This window comes from Rhizobium sp. ZPR4, assembly GCF_040215725.1.
GTDB classification, from domain to species: Bacteria; Pseudomonadota; Alphaproteobacteria; order Rhizobiales; family Rhizobiaceae; genus Rhizobium; species Rhizobium rhizogenes_D.
The window spans coordinates 447,534-464,235 of sequence record NZ_CP157968.1 but is presented as its reverse complement, the minus strand read 5'-3'; the positions used below and the strand labels follow the sequence as shown (position 1 = coordinate 464,235).

Annotated in this window: 18 protein-coding genes; 13 read left to right on the top strand and 5 right to left on the bottom strand. The window is 60.8% G+C overall.

What is annotated here, in order from left to right; genetic code table 11:
* The first annotated feature begins 3 nt into the window (after positions 1-3).
* The 11 genes from ABOK31_RS21720 to ABOK31_RS21670 all read left to right on the top strand — a co-directional run bounded on the left by ABOK31_RS21720 (position 4) and on the right by ABOK31_RS21670 (position 9,542).
* Positions 4-483, top strand: coding sequence for an Lrp/AsnC family transcriptional regulator (locus tag ABOK31_RS21720; RefSeq protein ID WP_349960736.1), 480 nt, complete (start codon positions 4-6; stop codon positions 481-483).
* Positions 484-568: 85 nt separating this feature from the next.
* Complete coding sequence (locus ABOK31_RS21715; RefSeq protein WP_349960734.1) at positions 569-1,459, top strand: PaaX family transcriptional regulator C-terminal domain-containing protein; 891 nt, start codon at positions 569-571, stop codon at positions 1,457-1,459.
* Positions 1,460-1,757: 298 nt separating this feature from the next.
* Positions 1,758-2,762: a 1,2-phenylacetyl-CoA epoxidase subunit PaaA gene (gene paaA, locus ABOK31_RS21710; protein ID WP_349960732.1), complete on the top strand. Its 1,005-nt coding sequence runs from the start codon at positions 1,758-1,760 to the stop codon at positions 2,760-2,762.
* A gap of 30 nt (positions 2,763-2,792) precedes the next feature.
* A complete protein-coding gene (gene paaB / locus ABOK31_RS21705; RefSeq protein ID WP_069061017.1) occupies positions 2,793-3,077 on the top strand; it encodes a 1,2-phenylacetyl-CoA epoxidase subunit PaaB in 285 nt (94 codons plus the stop codon).
* Positions 3,077-3,859 carry a 1,2-phenylacetyl-CoA epoxidase subunit PaaC gene (paaC, locus tag ABOK31_RS21700; protein WP_349960729.1) on the top strand — a complete coding sequence of 261 codons (783 nt, stop codon included), beginning with the start codon at positions 3,077-3,079 and terminating at the stop codon, positions 3,857-3,859. The genes paaB and paaC overlap by 1 nt, the downstream gene beginning before the upstream one ends.
* Before the next feature lie 9 nt (positions 3,860-3,868).
* A complete protein-coding gene (paaD, locus tag ABOK31_RS21695; RefSeq protein WP_174181461.1) occupies positions 3,869-4,393 on the top strand; it encodes a 1,2-phenylacetyl-CoA epoxidase subunit PaaD in 525 nt (174 codons plus the stop codon).
* Positions 4,394-4,418: 25 nt separating this feature from the next.
* Positions 4,419-5,495, top strand: coding sequence for a 1,2-phenylacetyl-CoA epoxidase subunit PaaE (gene paaE, locus ABOK31_RS21690; protein WP_349960725.1), 1,077 nt, complete (start codon positions 4,419-4,421; stop codon positions 5,493-5,495).
* 23 nt (positions 5,496-5,518) lie between these two features.
* The gene (locus ABOK31_RS21685; RefSeq protein WP_349960723.1) at positions 5,519-6,274 is read left to right on the top strand and encodes a Phenylacetic acid catabolic protein; all 756 of its coding nucleotides are present in this window, start codon (positions 5,519-5,521) and stop codon (positions 6,272-6,274) included.
* Between the two features lie 72 nt (positions 6,275-6,346).
* Positions 6,347-8,404 carry a phenylacetic acid degradation bifunctional protein PaaZ gene (gene paaZ, locus ABOK31_RS21680; RefSeq protein WP_349960721.1) on the top strand — a complete coding sequence of 686 codons (2,058 nt, stop codon included), beginning with the start codon at positions 6,347-6,349 and terminating at the stop codon, positions 8,402-8,404.
* A gap of 4 nt (positions 8,405-8,408) precedes the next feature.
* Positions 8,409-8,927, top strand: coding sequence for an acyl-CoA thioesterase (locus ABOK31_RS21675; RefSeq protein WP_349960719.1), 519 nt, complete (start codon positions 8,409-8,411; stop codon positions 8,925-8,927).
* Positions 8,928-9,542, top strand: coding sequence for a phenylacetic acid degradation protein PaaY (locus ABOK31_RS21670; RefSeq protein WP_349960717.1), 615 nt, complete (start codon positions 8,928-8,930; stop codon positions 9,540-9,542).
* Between the two features lie 6 nt (positions 9,543-9,548).
* Here ABOK31_RS21670 and ABOK31_RS21665 read toward each other — a convergent pair whose 3' ends face one another.
* The 4 genes from ABOK31_RS21665 to paaG all read right to left on the bottom strand — a co-directional run bounded on the left by ABOK31_RS21665 (position 9,549) and on the right by paaG (position 12,830).
* The gene (locus ABOK31_RS21665; protein WP_349960715.1) at positions 9,549-10,145 is read right to left on the bottom strand and encodes a TetR/AcrR family transcriptional regulator; all 597 of its coding nucleotides are present in this window, start codon (positions 10,143-10,145) and stop codon (positions 9,549-9,551) included.
* Between the two features lie 103 nt (positions 10,146-10,248).
* Positions 10,249-11,559: a phenylacetate--CoA ligase PaaK gene (gene paaK / locus ABOK31_RS21660; protein WP_349960712.1), complete on the bottom strand. Its 1,311-nt coding sequence runs from the start codon at positions 11,557-11,559 to the stop codon at positions 10,249-10,251.
* 42 nt (positions 11,560-11,601) lie between these two features.
* On the bottom strand, positions 11,602-12,045 hold the full coding sequence (paaI, locus tag ABOK31_RS21655) for a hydroxyphenylacetyl-CoA thioesterase PaaI (RefSeq protein WP_349960710.1): 444 nt from the start codon (positions 12,043-12,045) through the stop codon (positions 11,602-11,604).
* Entirely contained in the window at positions 12,042-12,830 is a 789-nt protein-coding gene (gene paaG / locus ABOK31_RS21650; RefSeq protein ID WP_349960707.1) for a 2-(1,2-epoxy-1,2-dihydrophenyl)acetyl-CoA isomerase PaaG, read from the bottom strand. The genes paaI and paaG overlap by 4 nt, the downstream gene beginning before the upstream one ends.
* A gap of 95 nt (positions 12,831-12,925) precedes the next feature.
* Here paaG and ABOK31_RS21645 point away from each other — a divergent pair, with 95 nt between their 5' ends.
* Positions 12,926-14,989 (top strand): 3-hydroxyacyl-CoA dehydrogenase NAD-binding domain-containing protein, encoded by a 2,064-nt coding sequence (locus tag ABOK31_RS21645; RefSeq protein ID WP_349960704.1) that lies wholly within the window; start codon positions 12,926-12,928, stop codon positions 14,987-14,989.
* Positions 14,990-15,043: 54 nt separating this feature from the next.
* Complete coding sequence (locus ABOK31_RS21640; RefSeq protein WP_349960701.1) at positions 15,044-15,829, top strand: acyl-homoserine-lactone synthase; 786 nt, start codon at positions 15,044-15,046, stop codon at positions 15,827-15,829.
* Here ABOK31_RS21640 and ABOK31_RS21635 read toward each other — a convergent pair.
* Positions 15,819-16,550 (bottom strand): LuxR family transcriptional regulator, encoded by a 732-nt coding sequence (locus tag ABOK31_RS21635; RefSeq protein WP_174181437.1) that lies wholly within the window; start codon positions 16,548-16,550, stop codon positions 15,819-15,821. The genes ABOK31_RS21640 and ABOK31_RS21635 overlap by 11 nt on opposite strands.
* Positions 16,551-16,702 lie beyond the last annotated feature (152 nt).

The window sequence follows — 16,702 nt, the reverse complement described above, 5'->3', positions numbered from 1 at the left end:
TGAATGGAAAGTTTCGATCTTGATCACGTCGACCGAGCGATCCTTCGGGTGCTGCAGGAAGAGGGCGATATCAGCCAGGCGGCGCTCGCGGAAAAGGTCGGCGCGTCGCCGGCGTCCTGCTGGCGAAGGATCAAGGTACTGGAAAGCGCCGGCGTGCTGGGCAGGACGGTTCGCCTCGTCGATCCCGATAAGATCGGCAAGGGTCTCAACGTCTTCTGCCAGGTCAAGATGAAGACCCACGATCCCGCGACGCGCCGCGACTTCGAGCAGTTCATCGCTAGTTATCGCGAGGTGCTGGAATGCTACTCCATGTCCGGGGAATGGGATTATCTCATCCGCGCCGTCGTCGCCGATGTCAGGGAGTATGAAGGGCTTTTGATGCGCGGTATCCTGACACATGAGGCAGTGCTGAGTTCGTCGTCGCACTTCTCGCTGAAATGCGTGAAATACACGACGGCGTTGCCGACGAATGCCACGCGGTAAAAGCCTCTGGCTGTGCTTGCCTTGAACGGTGCAAGCATCTCACGGTAAGAAACCCTAACGATTGCGGATGCGGAGCAGAGTTGGATTGTCGGCTGATAACGTCAAACTCGGAGATGATTTGAACGAGGCGGTCACGGCGCTCCTTGTCGATTTACCGATCAAGGCGGCGAGCTTCATCGTGACGATCTATGGCGATGTCATCGAGCCGCGAGGCGGCGTCGTCTGGATCGGCAACCTCATCGAGACATGCAAGAGCGTTGGGATCACCGAGACGCTGGTGCGGACCGCAGTGTCGCGACTGGTCGCAGCAGGCCAGCTTGCGGGCGAGCGGGAAGGGCGCCGCAGCTTCTATCGACTGACGGACACGGCTCAAGCCGAATTCGTCGAGGCCGCCAGCCTGTTCTACGGGCCGCAACCCGTGGTCCGTTGGCAATTCGTCCTGATCAACGGACCTGCGCCGGAAGAGATCATGCAGGGCCTCGAGCGAGAGGGTTTTGCCAGGCTGAACCCACGCCTGGCGGTAGGCACGCATCCCGCGCCGCCATTGCCGGGACGTGTCGTCGTCTTCGATGCGCAGTTGGCGACCGAGAATGGTGCCTTGCGGGAGTTTGCCGAAGAGGCCTGGAACTTGCCGCGTTTCGCGGAGGCCTATGGCGAATTCACTGCCCGCTTCGGCGCATTTTCCCAAAAAGCTGGAGATTGTACCGCGCTATCGGCCTTCGATTGCCTGATCGCGCGGCTGTTGCTCGTTCATCAATATCGCCTGATCATGCTGCGCGAGCCGCATCTTCCCAGATCGGCGCTACCGGATAATTGGCCAGGTGAGGAGGCGCGTCGTCTGTTTGCCGACCTTTATCTGTTGTTGTCGGAAAAGGCCGACGGCTATGTCGGGCGCCGTTTCGTCAACGAGGCTGGCACGCTTCGGGAGACGACGCCGGCGAGCCAAAATCGGCTCGACCGCCTCAGGTCCCGCTGAAAACTCAATCCGCTCAATGATTTAGCAAGATGTTTGCCGTGTAGCGCTTCTGCGCATTCTTAAATGTCACAGAAAATTCAAAAAATTCGTTTGTGTTGTGACATATCGCATGCTAATACAGTGACCGATCGGTCGGTTAATGCGTTTGCCGTCGGATCGCTGTTTCGTGGAGGAGAACGAGAAACAGGCCTATACTGATGATGCCGTGAAGCGACGGCCTTGCCGATACGCTTCGAGGCGACCGCAGGCTTGCGATCTTCTCGGGCGCGTCGGACGCGCGTAGACGGAGGAAAGATCAATGTATGTGCAGATGGTGAAAACCGACGGCACCCGCATCCGTTCCCTTGACGAGATGGAGCCGCAGGAACGCGCCTTTCAGGAGCGCGTCGACGCCGGCCAGAAGATCGAGCCGAAGGAATGGATGCCGGAAGGCTATCGCAAGACATTGATCCGCCAGATCAGCCAGCATGCCCATTCCGAAATCGTCGGTCAGCTCCCGGAGGGCAACTGGATTACGCGCGCCCCGACGCTGGAACGCAAGGCGATCCTGCTTGCCAAAGTGCAGGACGAAGCCGGCCACGGCCTCTATCTCTACTGTGCCGCCGAGACGCTCGGCATCAGCCGCGACGAGATGTATGAACAGCTGCATTCCGGCAAGGCCAAATATTCCTCGATCTTCAACTACCCGACGCTGACCTGGGCCGATATCGGCGCCATCGGCTGGCTGGTCGATGGGGCTGCGATCATGAACCAGGTTCCCTTGCAGCGCTGTTCCTACGGCCCGTATTCGCGGGCGATGGTCCGTATCTGCAAGGAAGAGAGCTTCCATCAGCGCCAGGGTTTCGATGTCCTGATGAAGATGGTGAAGGGCATACCGGCGCAGAAGGCCATGGTGCAGGATGCGCTGAACCGCTGGTGGTGGCCGTCGCTGATGATGTTCGGCCCTTCGGACGACGCCTCCGTGCATTCGGCCCAATCGATGGCCTGGAAGATCAAGCAGAATTCCAACGACGAGCTGCGGCAGAAATTCGTCGACCAGACCGTGCCGCAGGCCGAATATCTCGGCCTGACCGTTCCCGATCCCGACCTGAAATGGAACGAGGAAAAGGGTGGCTATGATTTCGGCGAGCCAGACTGGGAAGAATTCTTCAACGTGATCGCTGGCAACGGCCCCTGCAATGCGGAGCGGCTCAATGCCCGCAAGCAGGCATGGGACGATGGCGCGTGGTTCCGCGACGGCCTGACCGCCCATGCCGAGAAAGCGGCCGAGCGCCGCGCTGCCGCAAAGATTGCCGCCGAATAAGACGGCCCGAATAGTCAGGGAGTGAGAAACATGTCCAGCGAATGGCCGCTTTGGGAAGTCTTCATCCGTGGTCAGCATGGCCTCAACCATCGCCATGTCGGCAGCCTGCACGCGCCAGATGCTGAGATGGCCATCAACAATGCGCGCGATGTGTATACCCGCCGCAATGAGGGTGTCAGCATCTGGGTGGTGCGGTCTTCCGAGATCACCGCCAGCGCCCCCTCGGAAAAAGGCCCGCTCTTCGATCCATCCAATTCAAAGGTCTATCGCCACCCGACCTTCTTCGACATTCCGGATGAAGTGGGGCACATGTGATGGCGGCCGCTACCCTTGAGCCGGCGGTCGACCGGGCCGCTCTCGTCGAATTCCTCCTGCGCATTGGTGACAACGCGTTGATCCTCGGCCATCGCGTTTCCGAATGGTGCGGCCGCGGGCCGGCGCTGGAGGAGGACATCGCGCTTGCCAACACGGCGCTCGACCTTATCGGCCAGACGCAGCTCTGGCTCGGTCTGGCGGGCGAGGTGGAAGGAAAGGGCCGCTCGGCCGATAATCTCACTTATCTGCGCGACGGTTACGAGTTCCGCAACATCCTGCTCGTGGAACGCCCGAACGGCGATTTCGGCAAGACGCTGATGCGGCAATTTCTCTTTGATGCATGGCATTATCTCTTGCTGAAGGCGTTGAAAGGCTCAACCGATCGGCGCATCGCCGAGATTTCTGAAAAGGCTTTCAAGGAAGTCTCCTATCACCTCGATCGCAGCCGCGACCTGATCATTCGCCTCGGCGACGGTACAGCCGAAAGCCATCGCCGCATGCAGGAGGCGCTCGACGATCTCTGGGCCTTCACGGGCGAAATGTTCGTCGCTGACTCCGCCGATGAGGCTTTGGCGCAGGCCGGAGTGATCCCGGAGCCACAGAGCCTTAAATCTGGTTGGGACGAAATCGTCTCCGAAACACTCGCGGAAGCGACGTTGAAGCAACCAGCAGACGGCTACATGCACAAGGGCGGCCGGCGTGGCGTTCACACCGAGCATCTCGGCTACATCCTTGCCGAACTGCAATTCCTGCAGCGCGCCTATCCGGGCGCGACCTGGTAGGAGGCTGACATGGCGACCGCCCTTCATCCTTCGGTCGATGAGGTCTGGCACTGGCTGTCCGAGGTGCCGGACCCGGAAATCCCCGTGATTTCGCTGACCGATCTCGGCATCATCCGCGATGTCGGCTGGCAGGAGGATACGCTTGTGGTGACGGTGACGCCGACCTATTCGGGCTGTCCCGCGACGACGGTGATCAATCTCGATATCGAGCGGGCGCTGGCCGAAAAAGGCCTCGACCGTGTGCGTCTCGAGCGCCGGCTGTCGCCGGCCTGGACGACGGATTGGATCAGTGCCGAGGGCCGCGAGAAGCTGCGTGCCTATGGCATTGCCCCGCCAATCGACGGCACGGCTGCCGACGGTATCTTGATGAAGCGTATCGACCGGCTTGCCGGCCGTTCCAATCTTGCCATCGCCTGTCCGCGTTGCGGATCGGCCAATACGGAAAAGATCAGTCAGTTCGGTTCGACGCCGTGCAAGGCGAGCTATCGCTGCACCGACTGTCTGGAACCCTTTGATTATTTCAAGTGCATTTGACCCCAACAGGACGAGACCCGCATCCATGGCACGTTTCCATCCCCTGACAGTCACCGATGTTCGCCGCGAGACGCGCGATGCGGTCGTCGTTACGCTTGCGCCATCTGAGGAGGATCGGGCCGTCTTCGATTTCACGCAGGGCCAGTACCTCACCTTCCGCCGCAAGTTCGATGACGAGGAATTGCGCCGCTCCTACTCGATCTGCGCGGGCAAGGATGAAGGCGTGCTGAAGGTTGGCATCAAGCGCGTCGATGGCGGCTGCTTCTCCACCTGGATCAATGAAAATCTGAAAGCCGGCGACACGCTGGAAGCCATGCCGCCGATGGGCGCCTTCTTCACCGCGATCGAGCCTGACGTCGCAAGGCATTATCTCGGCTTTGCCGGCGGCAGCGGCATTACGCCGGTTCTCTCGATCATCAAGACGGTGCTGGCGCGCGAGCCACGCTCCGCCTTCACCCTCGTCTACGCCAACAGGCAGATCAGCTCGATCATGTTCCGTGAGGAGCTGGAGGACCTGAAGAACCTCTATCTCGGTCGCCTCTCAGTGATCCACGTTCTGGAGAGCGAGGCGCAGGACATCGATCTTTTCACAGGGCGGATCGACGCGGAAAAATGCAAGGCTCTCTTCAAGAGCTGGATCGATCTGACATCGGTCGCGACAGCCTTCATCTGCGGTCCGGAGCCGATGATGCTGGCGATCGCCGCGGCTTTGCGCGAGCACGGCATGCGCGACGACCAGATCAAGTTCGAGCTGTTTGCCTCTTCACAACCGGGCCGCGCCCGCCGCAAGGTGGAGATGGTGGCCGGTGCCGATCATGCCGCGAGCTGCGAGGCGACCGTTACACTCGATGGTACGACACGCACCTTCACATTTTCCAAGCATGGCCAGTGCCTTCTCGATGCCGCTCTCCAGAATGCGATGGACGTGCCCTACGCCTGCAAGGCCGGGGTCTGCTCCACCTGCCGCGCCAAGCTTCTGGAAGGCGAGGTCGAGATGGACGTCAACCACGCGCTCGAGGATTACGAGGTGCGCCAGGGCTATGTGCTGACCTGCCAGTGCCACCCGCTCACAGACCGCATCGTCGTCAGCTACGACCAGTAGGTCGCATCGAAGGGAGGAACAATATGTCCGAGACGATGCCGATCGAGCAATATCTGGAGGAGGGCGGCGTGCTCTCCTCGCCCGACAATGTGCCTCCCCGCTATCGCGGCGAGCTGCTGCGGCTGATGGCGAGCTTCGTCGATAGCGAACTGGCTGGTTCTGCCGGCTTTGCCGATATCATCAACGATGCTCCCGGCATTCAGGAGCGTATTTCAGCGGCACGCATCGTGCTGGAAAAGACCGACCATGCCGGTCAAGTTCTGAAGATCATGGAGACTTTCGGCGTCGATGGCGGGCGCTATGCCGCGCATCACCCCTGGGCGGCGCGGCTTTCCCGCGATGCCGATATCGGCGCCGTCAGGCAGGGCGGCGACATGCGGCTTTCCGTTTTTCATTATCCGCTCGAAGGTTGGGTGGATGCGGTCGTCATGAACGTGCTGATGGGTGCCGCCAGCGTCGTACAGCTGAAGGAGCTCACGCGCGTCTCCTATCAGCCGCTTGCCGAAACCTTCCGCGCCATCCTGCTGCGCGAGAAGCGGCATGCTGAGCTTGGCGTGACCGGCCTTGCCTGCATCGTCGCCGATGACGAGAGGCGGGCGAGGGCGCGGGCATCGGTTGCTTATTGGTATCCCCGCGTCGCCGCGAGCTTCGGCCATGCAGGCTCGGCCCGCTTCGAAACATTGTCGCGTTTCGGCCTGCGCCATACGCCCAACGAGACCTTGCTTGCGGAATGGCAGGCTGATGTCGATGCGCAGCTGTCTGCGCTTGGATTGACTTAAGCGATCCCAGGAAATGTCTCCGGCAGGTTTCCGTTCGAGATCGCTGGGAAAAGATGAAGGAAGGAAATTCGGATGAACATCATGGCAAACCGGCCGCGCCGGCTTGAAAGCTATGTCGGAGGTACTTGGGCTGCCGGTACCAAGGAAGGCGTGCCGCTGCTCGACGCTTCGACCGGCGCGCCCGTCGCATCAATCGATTCCTCTGGCATCGATTTCCAGCAGACCTTGGCTTATGGCCGCGACAAGGGCGGCCCGGCGCTGCGACGCATGTCCTTCCACGAGCGCGCCGCGATGCTGAAGGCGCTCGGGCAGGCGCTGCTCGACAGGAAGGAAGAGTTCTACGCGCTTTCGACGGCAACAGGCGCCACGCGCGCGGACAGCTGGGTCGATATTGAAGGCGGGATCGGAACTCTGCTTTCCTATGCCTCGAAAGGCCGGCGCGAGCTGCCGAATGCGCGTGTGCTGCTCGATGGCGATGTGGAGCAGCTTTCCAAGGATCAAAGCTTTTCCGCGCAGCATATATTGAGCCCGCTGCAGGGCGTTGCCGTTCACATCAACGCCTTCAACTTTCCCTGCTGGGGCATGCTGGAAAAGGTCGCGCCGACCCTGCTGGCCGGTGTTCCGGCCATCGTCAAGCCGGCGAGCCAGACGGCTTATCTCACCGAACTCATGGTCCGCCGGATCATCGAAGCCGGCCTGTTGCCGGAGGGTGCGCTGCAGCTCGTCTGCGGCTCGGTCGGCGATCTCCTCGACCATGTCGAAGGTCAGGATGTGGTGACCTTTACCGGATCTGCCGCAACCGGCCAGCGTCTGAAGACACATAGGGCAATCATCGCGAATTCCGTGCGCTTCACCATGGAGGCCGACAGCCTCAATGCGGCCGTTCTCGGCCTCGATGCCGCCCCCGGCACGGAGGAGTTCGATCTCTTCGTCAAGGAGGTCGCGCGCGAGATGACGGTCAAGGCTGGGCAGAAATGCACGGCCATCCGCCGCGTCATTGCCCCCCGCTCCTATAGCGAAGCGCTCATTGCGGCCTTGAACGATCGTCTCGGCAAGACCGCAATTGGTAATGCGGCCGATGAGACGGTTCGTATGGGGCCGCTCGCGAGCCTCGACCAGCGCGAAGAAGTGCGCGCGCGCATTCGGGACCTTGCCACAGAGGCCGAGATCGTCGGTGGCGATCCCGATAATCCGCGCGTCATGTCCGGCGATGCAAGCGCCGGCGCCTTCCTCAATCCGGTTCTGCTTTATTGCGACAAGCCGGGCTCTGCCCGTGCCATTCACGATGTCGAGGCCTTTGGTCCGGTCAGCACCGTCATGCCCTATGACACGGCAGAGGAGGCCGTCGATCTGGCTCGCCGTGGCAAGGGCAGCCTTGTTGCCTCCGTCTTCACCAATGATCCCCATTTTGCCGAGGAGGTCGTTCTCGGTCTCGCACCGTTCCATGGCCGTGTGATGATCGGCAACCGCGTCAGCGCCAAAAGCTCCACCGGTCATGGGTCACCCTTGCCGGGGCTTGTTCACGGCGGTCCCGGTCGCGCGGGTGGTGGCGAGGAGCTCGGCGGCATTCGCGGCGTGAAGCACTATATGCAGCGGACTGCGGTGCAGGGTACGCCGCGTCTACTTTCCGCCGTGACGGGACGCTGGGTGAACGGTGCGGATGTCCAAACCGGCAGCGAGCATCCGTTCCGCAAATCGCTTGCCGAGCTAAGGGTCGGCGACCAGCTCGTCACCGCCACGCGCACGGTGACGCTCGACGATATCGAGCATTTCGCCCATTTCACCGGCGACACGTTCTACGCCCATATGGACGAGGAGGCCGCCAAGGCTAATCCATTCTTCGAAGGCCGCGTGGCGCACGGCTATCTCATCGTCTCTTTCGCCGCCGGCCTCTTCGTCGATCCGGCTCCAGGCCCTGTTCTTGCAAATTACGGTGTCGACAATCTGCGCTTCCTGACACCGGTCAATCCGGGTGATACGCTTAAGGTGCAGTTGACCTGCAAGGAGATCAATCCCCGCATCAATGCCGAGCATGGCGAGGTGCGCTGGGATTGCAAGGTAACCAACCAGCTGGATGCCGTCGTCGCACAATATGATGTTCTGACGATGGTGGCGAAAACGAGAGAGTGAGTGCATGACGACGATCGAGCAAGACCCGCATCGCCTGGAAATGACCGTGCTGATGACGCCCGATATGGCGAATTTCAGCGGCAAGGTGCATGGCGGCGCCCTTCTGAATCTGCTCGACCGCGTCGCCTTCTCCTGTGCGTCGCGTTATTCCAAGCAATATGCCGTGACGCTGTCGGTCGATCAGGTGCTGTTCAAGGAGCCGATCAATGTCGGCGAACTCGTTACCTTCCGCGCCTCGATCAACGATACCGGCCGCACCTCCATGGAAGTCGGCATCCGGGTCGAGGCGGAGAACATCCGGTCCGGTCAGCGCCGCCACACCAATTCCTGTTATTTTACCATGGTCGCGGTAGATGAAGCCGGCCGCCCGGTTCGCGTGCCGGAACTGGTGCCGGCAACGCCGGTCGATATCCGCCGCCACAAAGCCGCTCTGCTCCGCCGCACCTTGCGCCGCGAATTCGCGCAGCGGCTAGAATCCGTGGCGGAGACCGGGCGCGACGTGGAAGGTTTGGGGGGCGACTGAATGGCGCAGATCTATTCCTATGATGGCGTGGTACCGGTCATCGATGTGGCGGCCTTTGTGCATCCGGCCGCAACCGTCATCGGCGATGTCATCATCGGTCCCGCCTGCTATGTCGGGCCGGGTGCCGTGCTACGCGGCGATTTCGGGCGCATCGTACTGGAGCGCGGCTCGAACGTGCAGGAGACCTGCGTCGTACACAGCTTCCCGAATCTGGAAGTTGTGATTGGCGAGGCGGGGCATATCGGTCACGGCGCGGTGCTGCATGGCTGCAAGATCGGCGCCAATGCCATGGTCGGCATGAATGCCGTCATCATGGATGAGGCCGTCATCGGCGAAAATGCCATCGTGGCCGCCATGGCCTTCGTCAAGGCCGGCGCTGAAATCCCGGCTAACAGCCTTGCTGTTGGCGCGCCGGCGCGTGTCGTGCGCGAGCTTACGGCAGACGAGATTGCCTGGAAGCGCCAGGGCACCGCCATCTATCAACGGTTGGCGCTGGAGGCGAAGGAGAAGCTGGTGGCCGTCGAGCCGCTGACGGTGCTTGAGCCCGATCGCCGTCGTATTCGCGCACCGGAATATGATCCCCTCATTCTCGAAAGGATGAAGCTCGGCGATTGACTGGCTTCAACGGACGGCCTTGACCCCTTCAAGGATGAGGGTTGTGGCAATATCAGCATATTCGTCGCGGGTGATCGGGCCATTGGGCCTGAACCACATATAGACCCAGTTCATCATGCCGAAGAGCGACATGGTGACCGGCATCAGCAATGGCCTGTTCTTGTTGAGGTCCGGGTTAAGGTCTTCGATGACACCGGAGAAGCGCTTGACGATGCGCCGCTCGATCGTCCGCAATTCCGATAGCTGCTCCTGCGATAGAGCATGTGTGCCGTTGAGCTGAACCTTGTGCTCGTTGTCGGCGCCTTCATAGTTTTTCAACACGGCTTTCACGAGCAGGCGCAGCCGCTCCTGCGGTGTGATATCCAAACGGTCTGCTGCTTCGATTGCGCCTTCCAGCTCCGTCAGGTGTGTTTGCACGATGTCGAAGATCAGCGCGTCCTTGCCGGGATAGTAGTGATAGAGCAGGGCCTTCGAGACATTGCTGTGCGAGGCGATCATCGACATGGATGCCTTCTCCATGCCGACCTCGGCAAAGACCGCCGCAGCGCTAGCCAAGATGCCACGCTGCTTTTCCTCGAAATCAACTGCGCGCGTGCGTGCCATGTGATCCTGCTCTGCTTATTCCCTGCTGGTCATGGTCGCTTGGTGCGGCCGACCTTCCCTATATACAGTCAAATCCTTGTCAGGCTATCCCGCTGGATGCCTATCATTCCTTCGGACGATTATCGACGACGCGTTTCGCCTTGCCTTCGGAGCGGGCGACGCCACCCGGCGAATGCACGGTGATTTTCGTCGAGACACCCACCACGCTCTTGATGTGATGGGTAAGTTCCTTTGCCGAAACGCCGCGCGCGATTTCGTCCGCCGCGTCTAGCGTGCACTCCACATGAACGGTCATGTTGTCCATGCGGCCGGAGCGCGTCAGCTCGATCTGGAAGTGTGGCGCAAGCCCGCGACATTTGAGTATCTGTTCCTCGATCTGTGTCGGGAAGACATTGACCCCACGCAGGATCATCATGTCGTCGGAGCGCCCCGTCACCTTTTCCATACGGCGCATCGAGCGTGCTGTGCCGGGCAGCAGCCGCGTCAGGTCGCGCGTGCGGTAGCGAATGATCGGAAGCCCTTCCTTGGTGAGCGTGGTGAACACCAGTTCGCCGAGTTCGCCATCCGGCAAGACCGTGCCGGTGGCGGGATCGATGATCTCCGGATAGAAATGATCTTCCCATATGTGCAGCCCATCCTTGCTCTCGACGCATTCGCTGGCAACGCCTGGGCCTATGACTTCAGACAGGCCATAGATATCGACGGCGTGCATGTCGAAGGCGTGTTCGATTTCCTCGCGCATGGCATTGGTCCATGGCTCGGCGCCGAAGATGCCGACGGCAAGCGAGCTTTCTCGCGGGTCGAGACCCTGGCGGCGGAATTCGTCGAGGATCGACAGCATATAGGAGGGCGTCACCATGATGATGCGCGGCTTGAAATCCTGCATCAGCGTCACTTGCCGTTCCGTCATGCCGCCGGAGATCGGTACGACCGTACAGCCGAGCTTTTCCGCGCCATAATGCGCGCCGAGGCCGCCGGTGAACAAGCCATAGCCATAGGCGACATGCACCAGATCGCCGGCGCGGCCGCCGGCGGCGCGGATCGAACGGGCAACGACGGTCGCCCAGGTGTCGACGTCCCTGGCGGTATAACCGACGACGGTCGGCTTGCCTGTCGTGCCGGAGGACGCGTGGATGCGGGCAAGCTTCTCGCGCGGCACGGCAAACATGCCGAAGGGATAGGTGTCGCGGAGATCCTTCTTTGTGGTGAAGGGGAATTTGGCCAGATCCGATAGGGTCTTCAGATCGGAAGGATGTACGCCAGCTTCGTCAAAGCGCTGCCGGTAAAAGGGCGAATTCTCGTAGGCGTGGGTCAGCGACCATTTCATCCGCTCGAGCTGCAGCACGGAAATCTCGTCGCGCGAGGTTACCTCGATCGCTTCCAGCTCGCCGGCGCGCGGGGAAAGGTTTTCCATGAATGTCTCCTCCAGAAATGCTGGGCGTTGCCGGCGTGAACCCTATTCCGGCAGAAACGTGCCCTTGACCATTCGCGAGTGGCCGCGGAATTCCGCGATCTGCTCGCCCTCCTGATTGGTGATCGCAATGTCGTAGATGCCGCCACGTCCTCTGCGCGATACCTCCCGTGCCGTCGCCGTCAGCCGGTCGCCCTTGAATGCCGGCGCGATGTAGGTCACCGAACAGTGCTGGGCGACGGTGCGCTGGTTGTAGCTATTGCAGGCGAATGCGAATGCCGAGTCGGCAAGTGTGAAGATGTAGCCACCGTGACAGGTGCCATGACCATTCGTCATCGCCTCGGTGATCGCCATCGAGAGCGTAGCCTCCCCGGATGCTACGGAAAGCAACTCCATGCCGAGATGGCGGCTGGCATTGTCTTCGTCCCACATGGCTCTGGCGCAGGCTTCCGCGAGCGCCTGTGGGGAAAGGCTTTGAACTGTGCTCATCGGCCCTTGAACTCCGGCTTGTGCTTTTCGAGGAAGGCCGTGACACCTTCGGCGTAATCGGCGCTGCGGCCGGCCTCGCGCTGAAGGTCGCGCTCGAGATCGAGCTGCTCGTCGAGCGAATTTGTCGCTGCCGCCTGAATGGCGCGCTTCGTCAGGCCGAGGCCCTTGGTCGGACCGGCGGCGAGCCTGATGGCAAGCGCTTTTGCTTCATCCATCAGCTTGTCGTCGTCCACCGCGCGCCAGATCAGGCCCCAACTGGCTGCCGTTTCCGCGTCCAGAGGCTCGGCCGTCAGCGCCAGCGCCTTGGCGCGGGCTTCGCCGATCAACCGTGGCAGGTTCCACGTGCCGCCGGAGTCCGGCACGAGGCCGATTTTTGCAAAGGCTTGTATGAAACGGGCGGAACGGGCGGCAAGGGTGATGTCGCAGGCAAAGGCGATATTGGCGCCGGCGCCGGCCGCCACGCCATTGACTGCGCAGATAATGGGCTTTTCCAAGCTGCGGATGAGGCGGAGCAGGGGATTATAGAAGGTTTCGATCGTCTGACCGAGATCGGGCGTGCCCTTGCGCGGATCGCGATCGCCGAGATCCTGGCCAGCCGAGAAGCCACGACCCGCTCCCGTCAGGAGAACCGCGCGCACGTCAGCATCCTTGTGCGCACGCTCGAAGCCGGAGCGCAGCGCAAGATGCATTTCCTCGTTGAAGGAATTGAGTTTGTCGGGTCGGTTAAGCGTAAGGCTCAAGACGCCATCGGCAAGCGCCGACAGAATGGTGTCGGATTCGGGCATGTTTCCTCCCCGTCGCCCTTCCAGCGGCGACGACAAAACCCTTGCATAAACCGACCGGTCAGTCAATTATAAAAGCAACGATCGGGAGGAAGATCATGACCGTCACCATCACGCATGAAGGCGCAATCGCCGTCGTCACCGTCGACAATCCGCCCGTCAATGCGTTGTCGCACGGATTGCGCCTGGCACTGGTCGAAGCGGTTTCGACAATCCATGCGGATGCGACCGTAAGCGCCGCCGTTCTCGTCTGCGCCGGCCGCACCTTCATTGCCGGGGCCGACGTCAGCGAATTCGACAAGCCGCCGATCCCACCGCATCTTCCCGATGTCGTCGCGGCGATCGAGGATTCAAGAAAGCCCTGGGTGGCGGCGATCCATGGCAATGCGCTTGGCGGCGGCCTCGAAGTGGCACTCGGCTGCGCCTATCGCGTCGCCGTCGCCTCGGCAAGTCTCGGCCTGCCGGAGGTGAAGCTCGGTATCATCCCGGGTGCCGGCGGCACGGTCCGCCTGCCGAGGCTGATCGGTGCCGCAGCCGCCCTCGATCTGGTGACGAGCGGCAATCCCGTCGATGCACGAAAGGCGCTGGCACTCGGTCTCGTCGATATGATCGCCGAAGAGGAATTGTTGTCTGCCGCCGTTGCGTTCGCGCGCGAAGTGGCGGGCAGGCCCAAGCTACAACCAATCTCCGAGCGCAGCGTTTCCGCAGTCGAGGATGGTTTCTGGGAGCGCATAGAAAAGGCGGTTGCCGCCAAGGCGAAACGGGAGATTGCCCCGCTTCGTGCGCTTGCTTGTATCCGCAAGGCAAGCGAGGCAGATTTTGCGACGGCGACGGCCTTCGAGCGAGAGACGTTTCTGGAGCTTCGTGGCTCTGCGCAAGCGGCGGCCTTGCGTCATGTTTTCTTCGCCGAGCGGGCGGCGCCCCGCCCATCCGAGGTTGCTGGCGTGACGCCACGTGATATTCGCTCCGCGGCCGTCATTGGAGGCGGCACCATGGGAGCGGGCATCGCTGCCGCCCTCAGGGATGCTGGCCTGCCGGTCGTTCTGGTCGAGCGCGACCAAGCTGCGATCGACCGGGGCCTTGCCAATATCAAGCAGATGTTCGACGGTTCCGTAAGGCGGGGCCGCATGTCGCCCGAGACTGCGGCAGTGCGGGTGGCTGGCATCCTCGGCACAGACGATTATGGTCAACTCGCCGGTACCGATCTCGTCATCGAGGCGGTTTTCGAGGATCTCGCTGTGAAGCGCACCGTCTTCGGCCGATTGGCTAAGGTTTGTCGAGCCGATACGGTGCTTGCCACCAACACGTCCTATCTTGATCCGGAAGAGATCAGTGCAGGACTTGTGCAGCCGGAGCGTTTCCTGGGGCTGCATTTTTTCAGTCCCGCCCATGTCATGAAGCTTCTGGAGATCGTGCCGACCGGGAAGACGGCCACGGATGTCCTGGCGACCGGCTTTGCACTTGCCCGCCTGCTCGGAAAAATTCCGGTCCGTGCCGGCATTTGCGACGGATTCATCGGCAACCGCATCCTGAAAGTGGCGCGGATGCAGGCGGAGCGCCTGCTTCTTTCCGGCGCCACACCTCTTGCCGTCGATGCGGCCATGCGCGCATTCGGCTTGCCGATGGGGCTTTTCGAGGCGCAGGATTTTGGTGGGCTCGATATTGCAGCCTTCCAGCGTAAGGCCGCGCGCGAACGCGGCGAAGCGTCTTTCGCCCCGGTCGCCGACCGTCTCTGCGCTATGGGGCGCTTCGGCCAGAAATCGAGCGGAGGTTGGTACGATTACCAGCCCGGTGAGCGCGCATCGCGGCCATCGGATACCGTTAACGCCATCATAGCGGAAGAAGCCGCAGGACGGTCGCAAAAGGCCTGGGACGAGGCGGCGATGGCCGACGCCATCGTCCTGCCGATAGTGAACGAGGCGGCGCTGATCCTCGACGAGGGCATTGCGGCCCGCGCCGCCGATATCGATCTCGTCAAGATCCATGGTTATGGCTTCCCGCGCTGGCGCGGCGGGCCGATGCATTATGCGCAAACTCGCGGTCTTGCCGAAATCGTTGCGGCGCTGGATCGGCTTTCCGCCTCCGGTCTTGCCGAACCGCCACACAAGGCCCTGCGTCGTGCGGCGGAAGATGGCAGCTTCAGCTCGCTTGAAAGGCGTTAGCGCACCGAGTGTCCGCAAGTCCCTGCATGTCGACAAGAGAGGCCACGGGAGCGATTGAATCTTTGCTTTGCTCCGTACCCTTCGATTCTAAAGGGTACTCGCGGCCGCGCAATCTGGCGGAATCGATATATTGAAGCCTGGCTCCAAGGTGTTTTGTTAAGGCAAAATTTGGAGAAGCAAATGCTACAGATACTGACACGACGAGACCGCAATGCGGCGTCCTCGTATTTCACTCAGATGTTTCGCGCTCGCGCGCTCGTCTTCCGTGATCGAATGGGATGGGATGTCAACGTTGAGGGTGGTTTGGAGATCGACCGCTTCGACGACGAACATGATCCCATTTACCTGGCTGTGAAGGAAGAGGACGATGAGCTTACGGGCTCGCTGCGGCTGTTGCCGACAACGAGCGAGACGATGCTTTCGAGCGAGTTCCAGCATTTTTTCAACGAGGATCTCGATATCTGCAGCCCGTCTATCTGGGAGTGCACCCGGTTTTGCGTGCACCCTTCGGTCGAGGCTGGGCGCGCGTCGTCGCAAACAGCCGCTGTCGAGCTGCTTTCCGGTCTTTGCCGCCTGAGCTTGAAATCGGGCATCGAGCACATCATGGGTGTTTATGATGCATCGATGATCGGGGTTTACCGGAAGATCGGATGGTCGCCGACGCCGCTTGCCCGCTCTCGGCCGGAGATCGGCAACCTTTATGTTGGTCTTTGGGAGGTAAACGAGGAGTCCGATCAGCGGCTTGAGCAGCGGCTGAAGACGATGCGAGGCAAGGATGACAGGACCCCCACCTTGCAATTCGCATCCTCGTCGCCTGGCAATATTCAGTTCAGCTTTTGATGAGCTCGAGCGAGATTGCTTTCGCAATCGCCTGATTTGTGGTGCTGACATGAAGTTTGCGGCGGCCGGAGCTGAGATACAGGCGCACGGCGCTCTCGGAGATTCCAAGAATAGATGTGATCTGCTTCGGAAGCAGGCCGTGCGCCAGCAGTTCGAGGCACTCGGTCTCCCGCTTCGAAAGCCTGCGAGCGACGCTTTGTTCTCGCAGGCCGGACACGATCAATGACTGCTCATGCAGATAATAGGCGATCACCTGCAGATCGCCTATTATGCTGTTTCGCAATTGCTCCCAGTCGCCGCTTTTCTGATTTGAGGTAACCGTAAAAAGCGACCGTTCGCCGTGAGGCCCTCGAACGACCAGCGTCAAACCGTAGCGTCCGACGTCAAAGGCTTCAGCTTCGCGAAAAAAGGAGATGCTTTGCGGCGACTTCAGATCGAGAGTAGACCAGTCGAAGGGCAGAAATCCGTTGCGCCCAGCCTGAACGACGGGGTCGATCGAGAAATAATCGTGCGTGATATATGTCTCCACCCATTCTGGCGGGTAGGTCAGCAGGAGAAGTGGGTTTTGCTGCGACAGGGCGGCGATTTGCGTCACATGAAAGACTGCGTTTGCCAGGCCGTATAAAGAACAGAACTTGAATAAGAACTGGCGCAATTCATCGATGTCATTTGCCTGAGCTATCTCAGACAAGCAATGAGATTGGCGTGATCCTGTCAACATAGTCTCACCATAGAATCCGAAGTGAAAGTGGTGCTTGAGCCGTGAGCAGCGCGTTTTGGATGTCTTTCAAAGTTTGAAGACTATCCTGGCGCTCCGGCCGCACTCATAATTATTCATAAGCCAAGTTTTCGAGGGCGTGATTGGTTTTTTAA

What these genes read in the sequence shown, in the direction of transcription:
- paaC (WP_349960729.1), top strand. Translation starts at nt 3,077, where the DNA reads ATGGCGGCCGCTACCCTTGAGCCGGCGGTCGACCGGGCCGCTCTCGTC.
- paaG (WP_349960707.1), bottom strand. Translation starts at nt 12,830, where the DNA reads ATGCCCGAATCCGACACCATTCTGTCGGCGCTTGCCGATGGCGTCTTG.
- paaZ (WP_349960721.1), top strand. Translation starts at nt 6,347, where the DNA reads ATGAACATCATGGCAAACCGGCCGCGCCGGCTTGAAAGCTATGTCGGA.
- paaB (WP_069061017.1), top strand. Translation starts at nt 2,793, where the DNA reads ATGTCCAGCGAATGGCCGCTTTGGGAAGTCTTCATCCGTGGTCAGCAT.
- ABOK31_RS21645 (WP_349960704.1), top strand. Translation starts at nt 12,926, where the DNA reads ATGACCGTCACCATCACGCATGAAGGCGCAATCGCCGTCGTCACCGTC.
- ABOK31_RS21685 (WP_349960723.1), top strand. Translation starts at nt 5,519, where the DNA reads ATGTCCGAGACGATGCCGATCGAGCAATATCTGGAGGAGGGCGGCGTG.
- ABOK31_RS21665 (WP_349960715.1), bottom strand. Translation starts at nt 10,145, where the DNA reads ATGGCACGCACGCGCGCAGTTGATTTCGAGGAAAAGCAGCGTGGCATC.
- paaE (WP_349960725.1), top strand. Translation starts at nt 4,419, where the DNA reads ATGGCACGTTTCCATCCCCTGACAGTCACCGATGTTCGCCGCGAGACG.
- ABOK31_RS21670 (WP_349960717.1), top strand. Translation starts at nt 8,928, where the DNA reads ATGGCGCAGATCTATTCCTATGATGGCGTGGTACCGGTCATCGATGTG.
- ABOK31_RS21635 (WP_174181437.1), bottom strand. Translation starts at nt 16,550, where the DNA reads ATGTTGACAGGATCACGCCAATCTCATTGCTTGTCTGAGATAGCTCAG.
- paaD (WP_174181461.1), top strand. Translation starts at nt 3,869, where the DNA reads ATGGCGACCGCCCTTCATCCTTCGGTCGATGAGGTCTGGCACTGGCTG.
- paaA (WP_349960732.1), top strand. Translation starts at nt 1,758, where the DNA reads ATGTATGTGCAGATGGTGAAAACCGACGGCACCCGCATCCGTTCCCTT.
- paaK (WP_349960712.1), bottom strand. Translation starts at nt 11,559, where the DNA reads ATGGAAAACCTTTCCCCGCGCGCCGGCGAGCTGGAAGCGATCGAGGTA.
- ABOK31_RS21720 (WP_349960736.1), top strand. Translation starts at nt 4, where the DNA reads ATGGAAAGTTTCGATCTTGATCACGTCGACCGAGCGATCCTTCGGGTG.
- ABOK31_RS21675 (WP_349960719.1), top strand. Translation starts at nt 8,409, where the DNA reads ATGACGACGATCGAGCAAGACCCGCATCGCCTGGAAATGACCGTGCTG.
- paaI (WP_349960710.1), bottom strand. Translation starts at nt 12,045, where the DNA reads ATGAGCACAGTTCAAAGCCTTTCCCCACAGGCGCTCGCGGAAGCCTGC.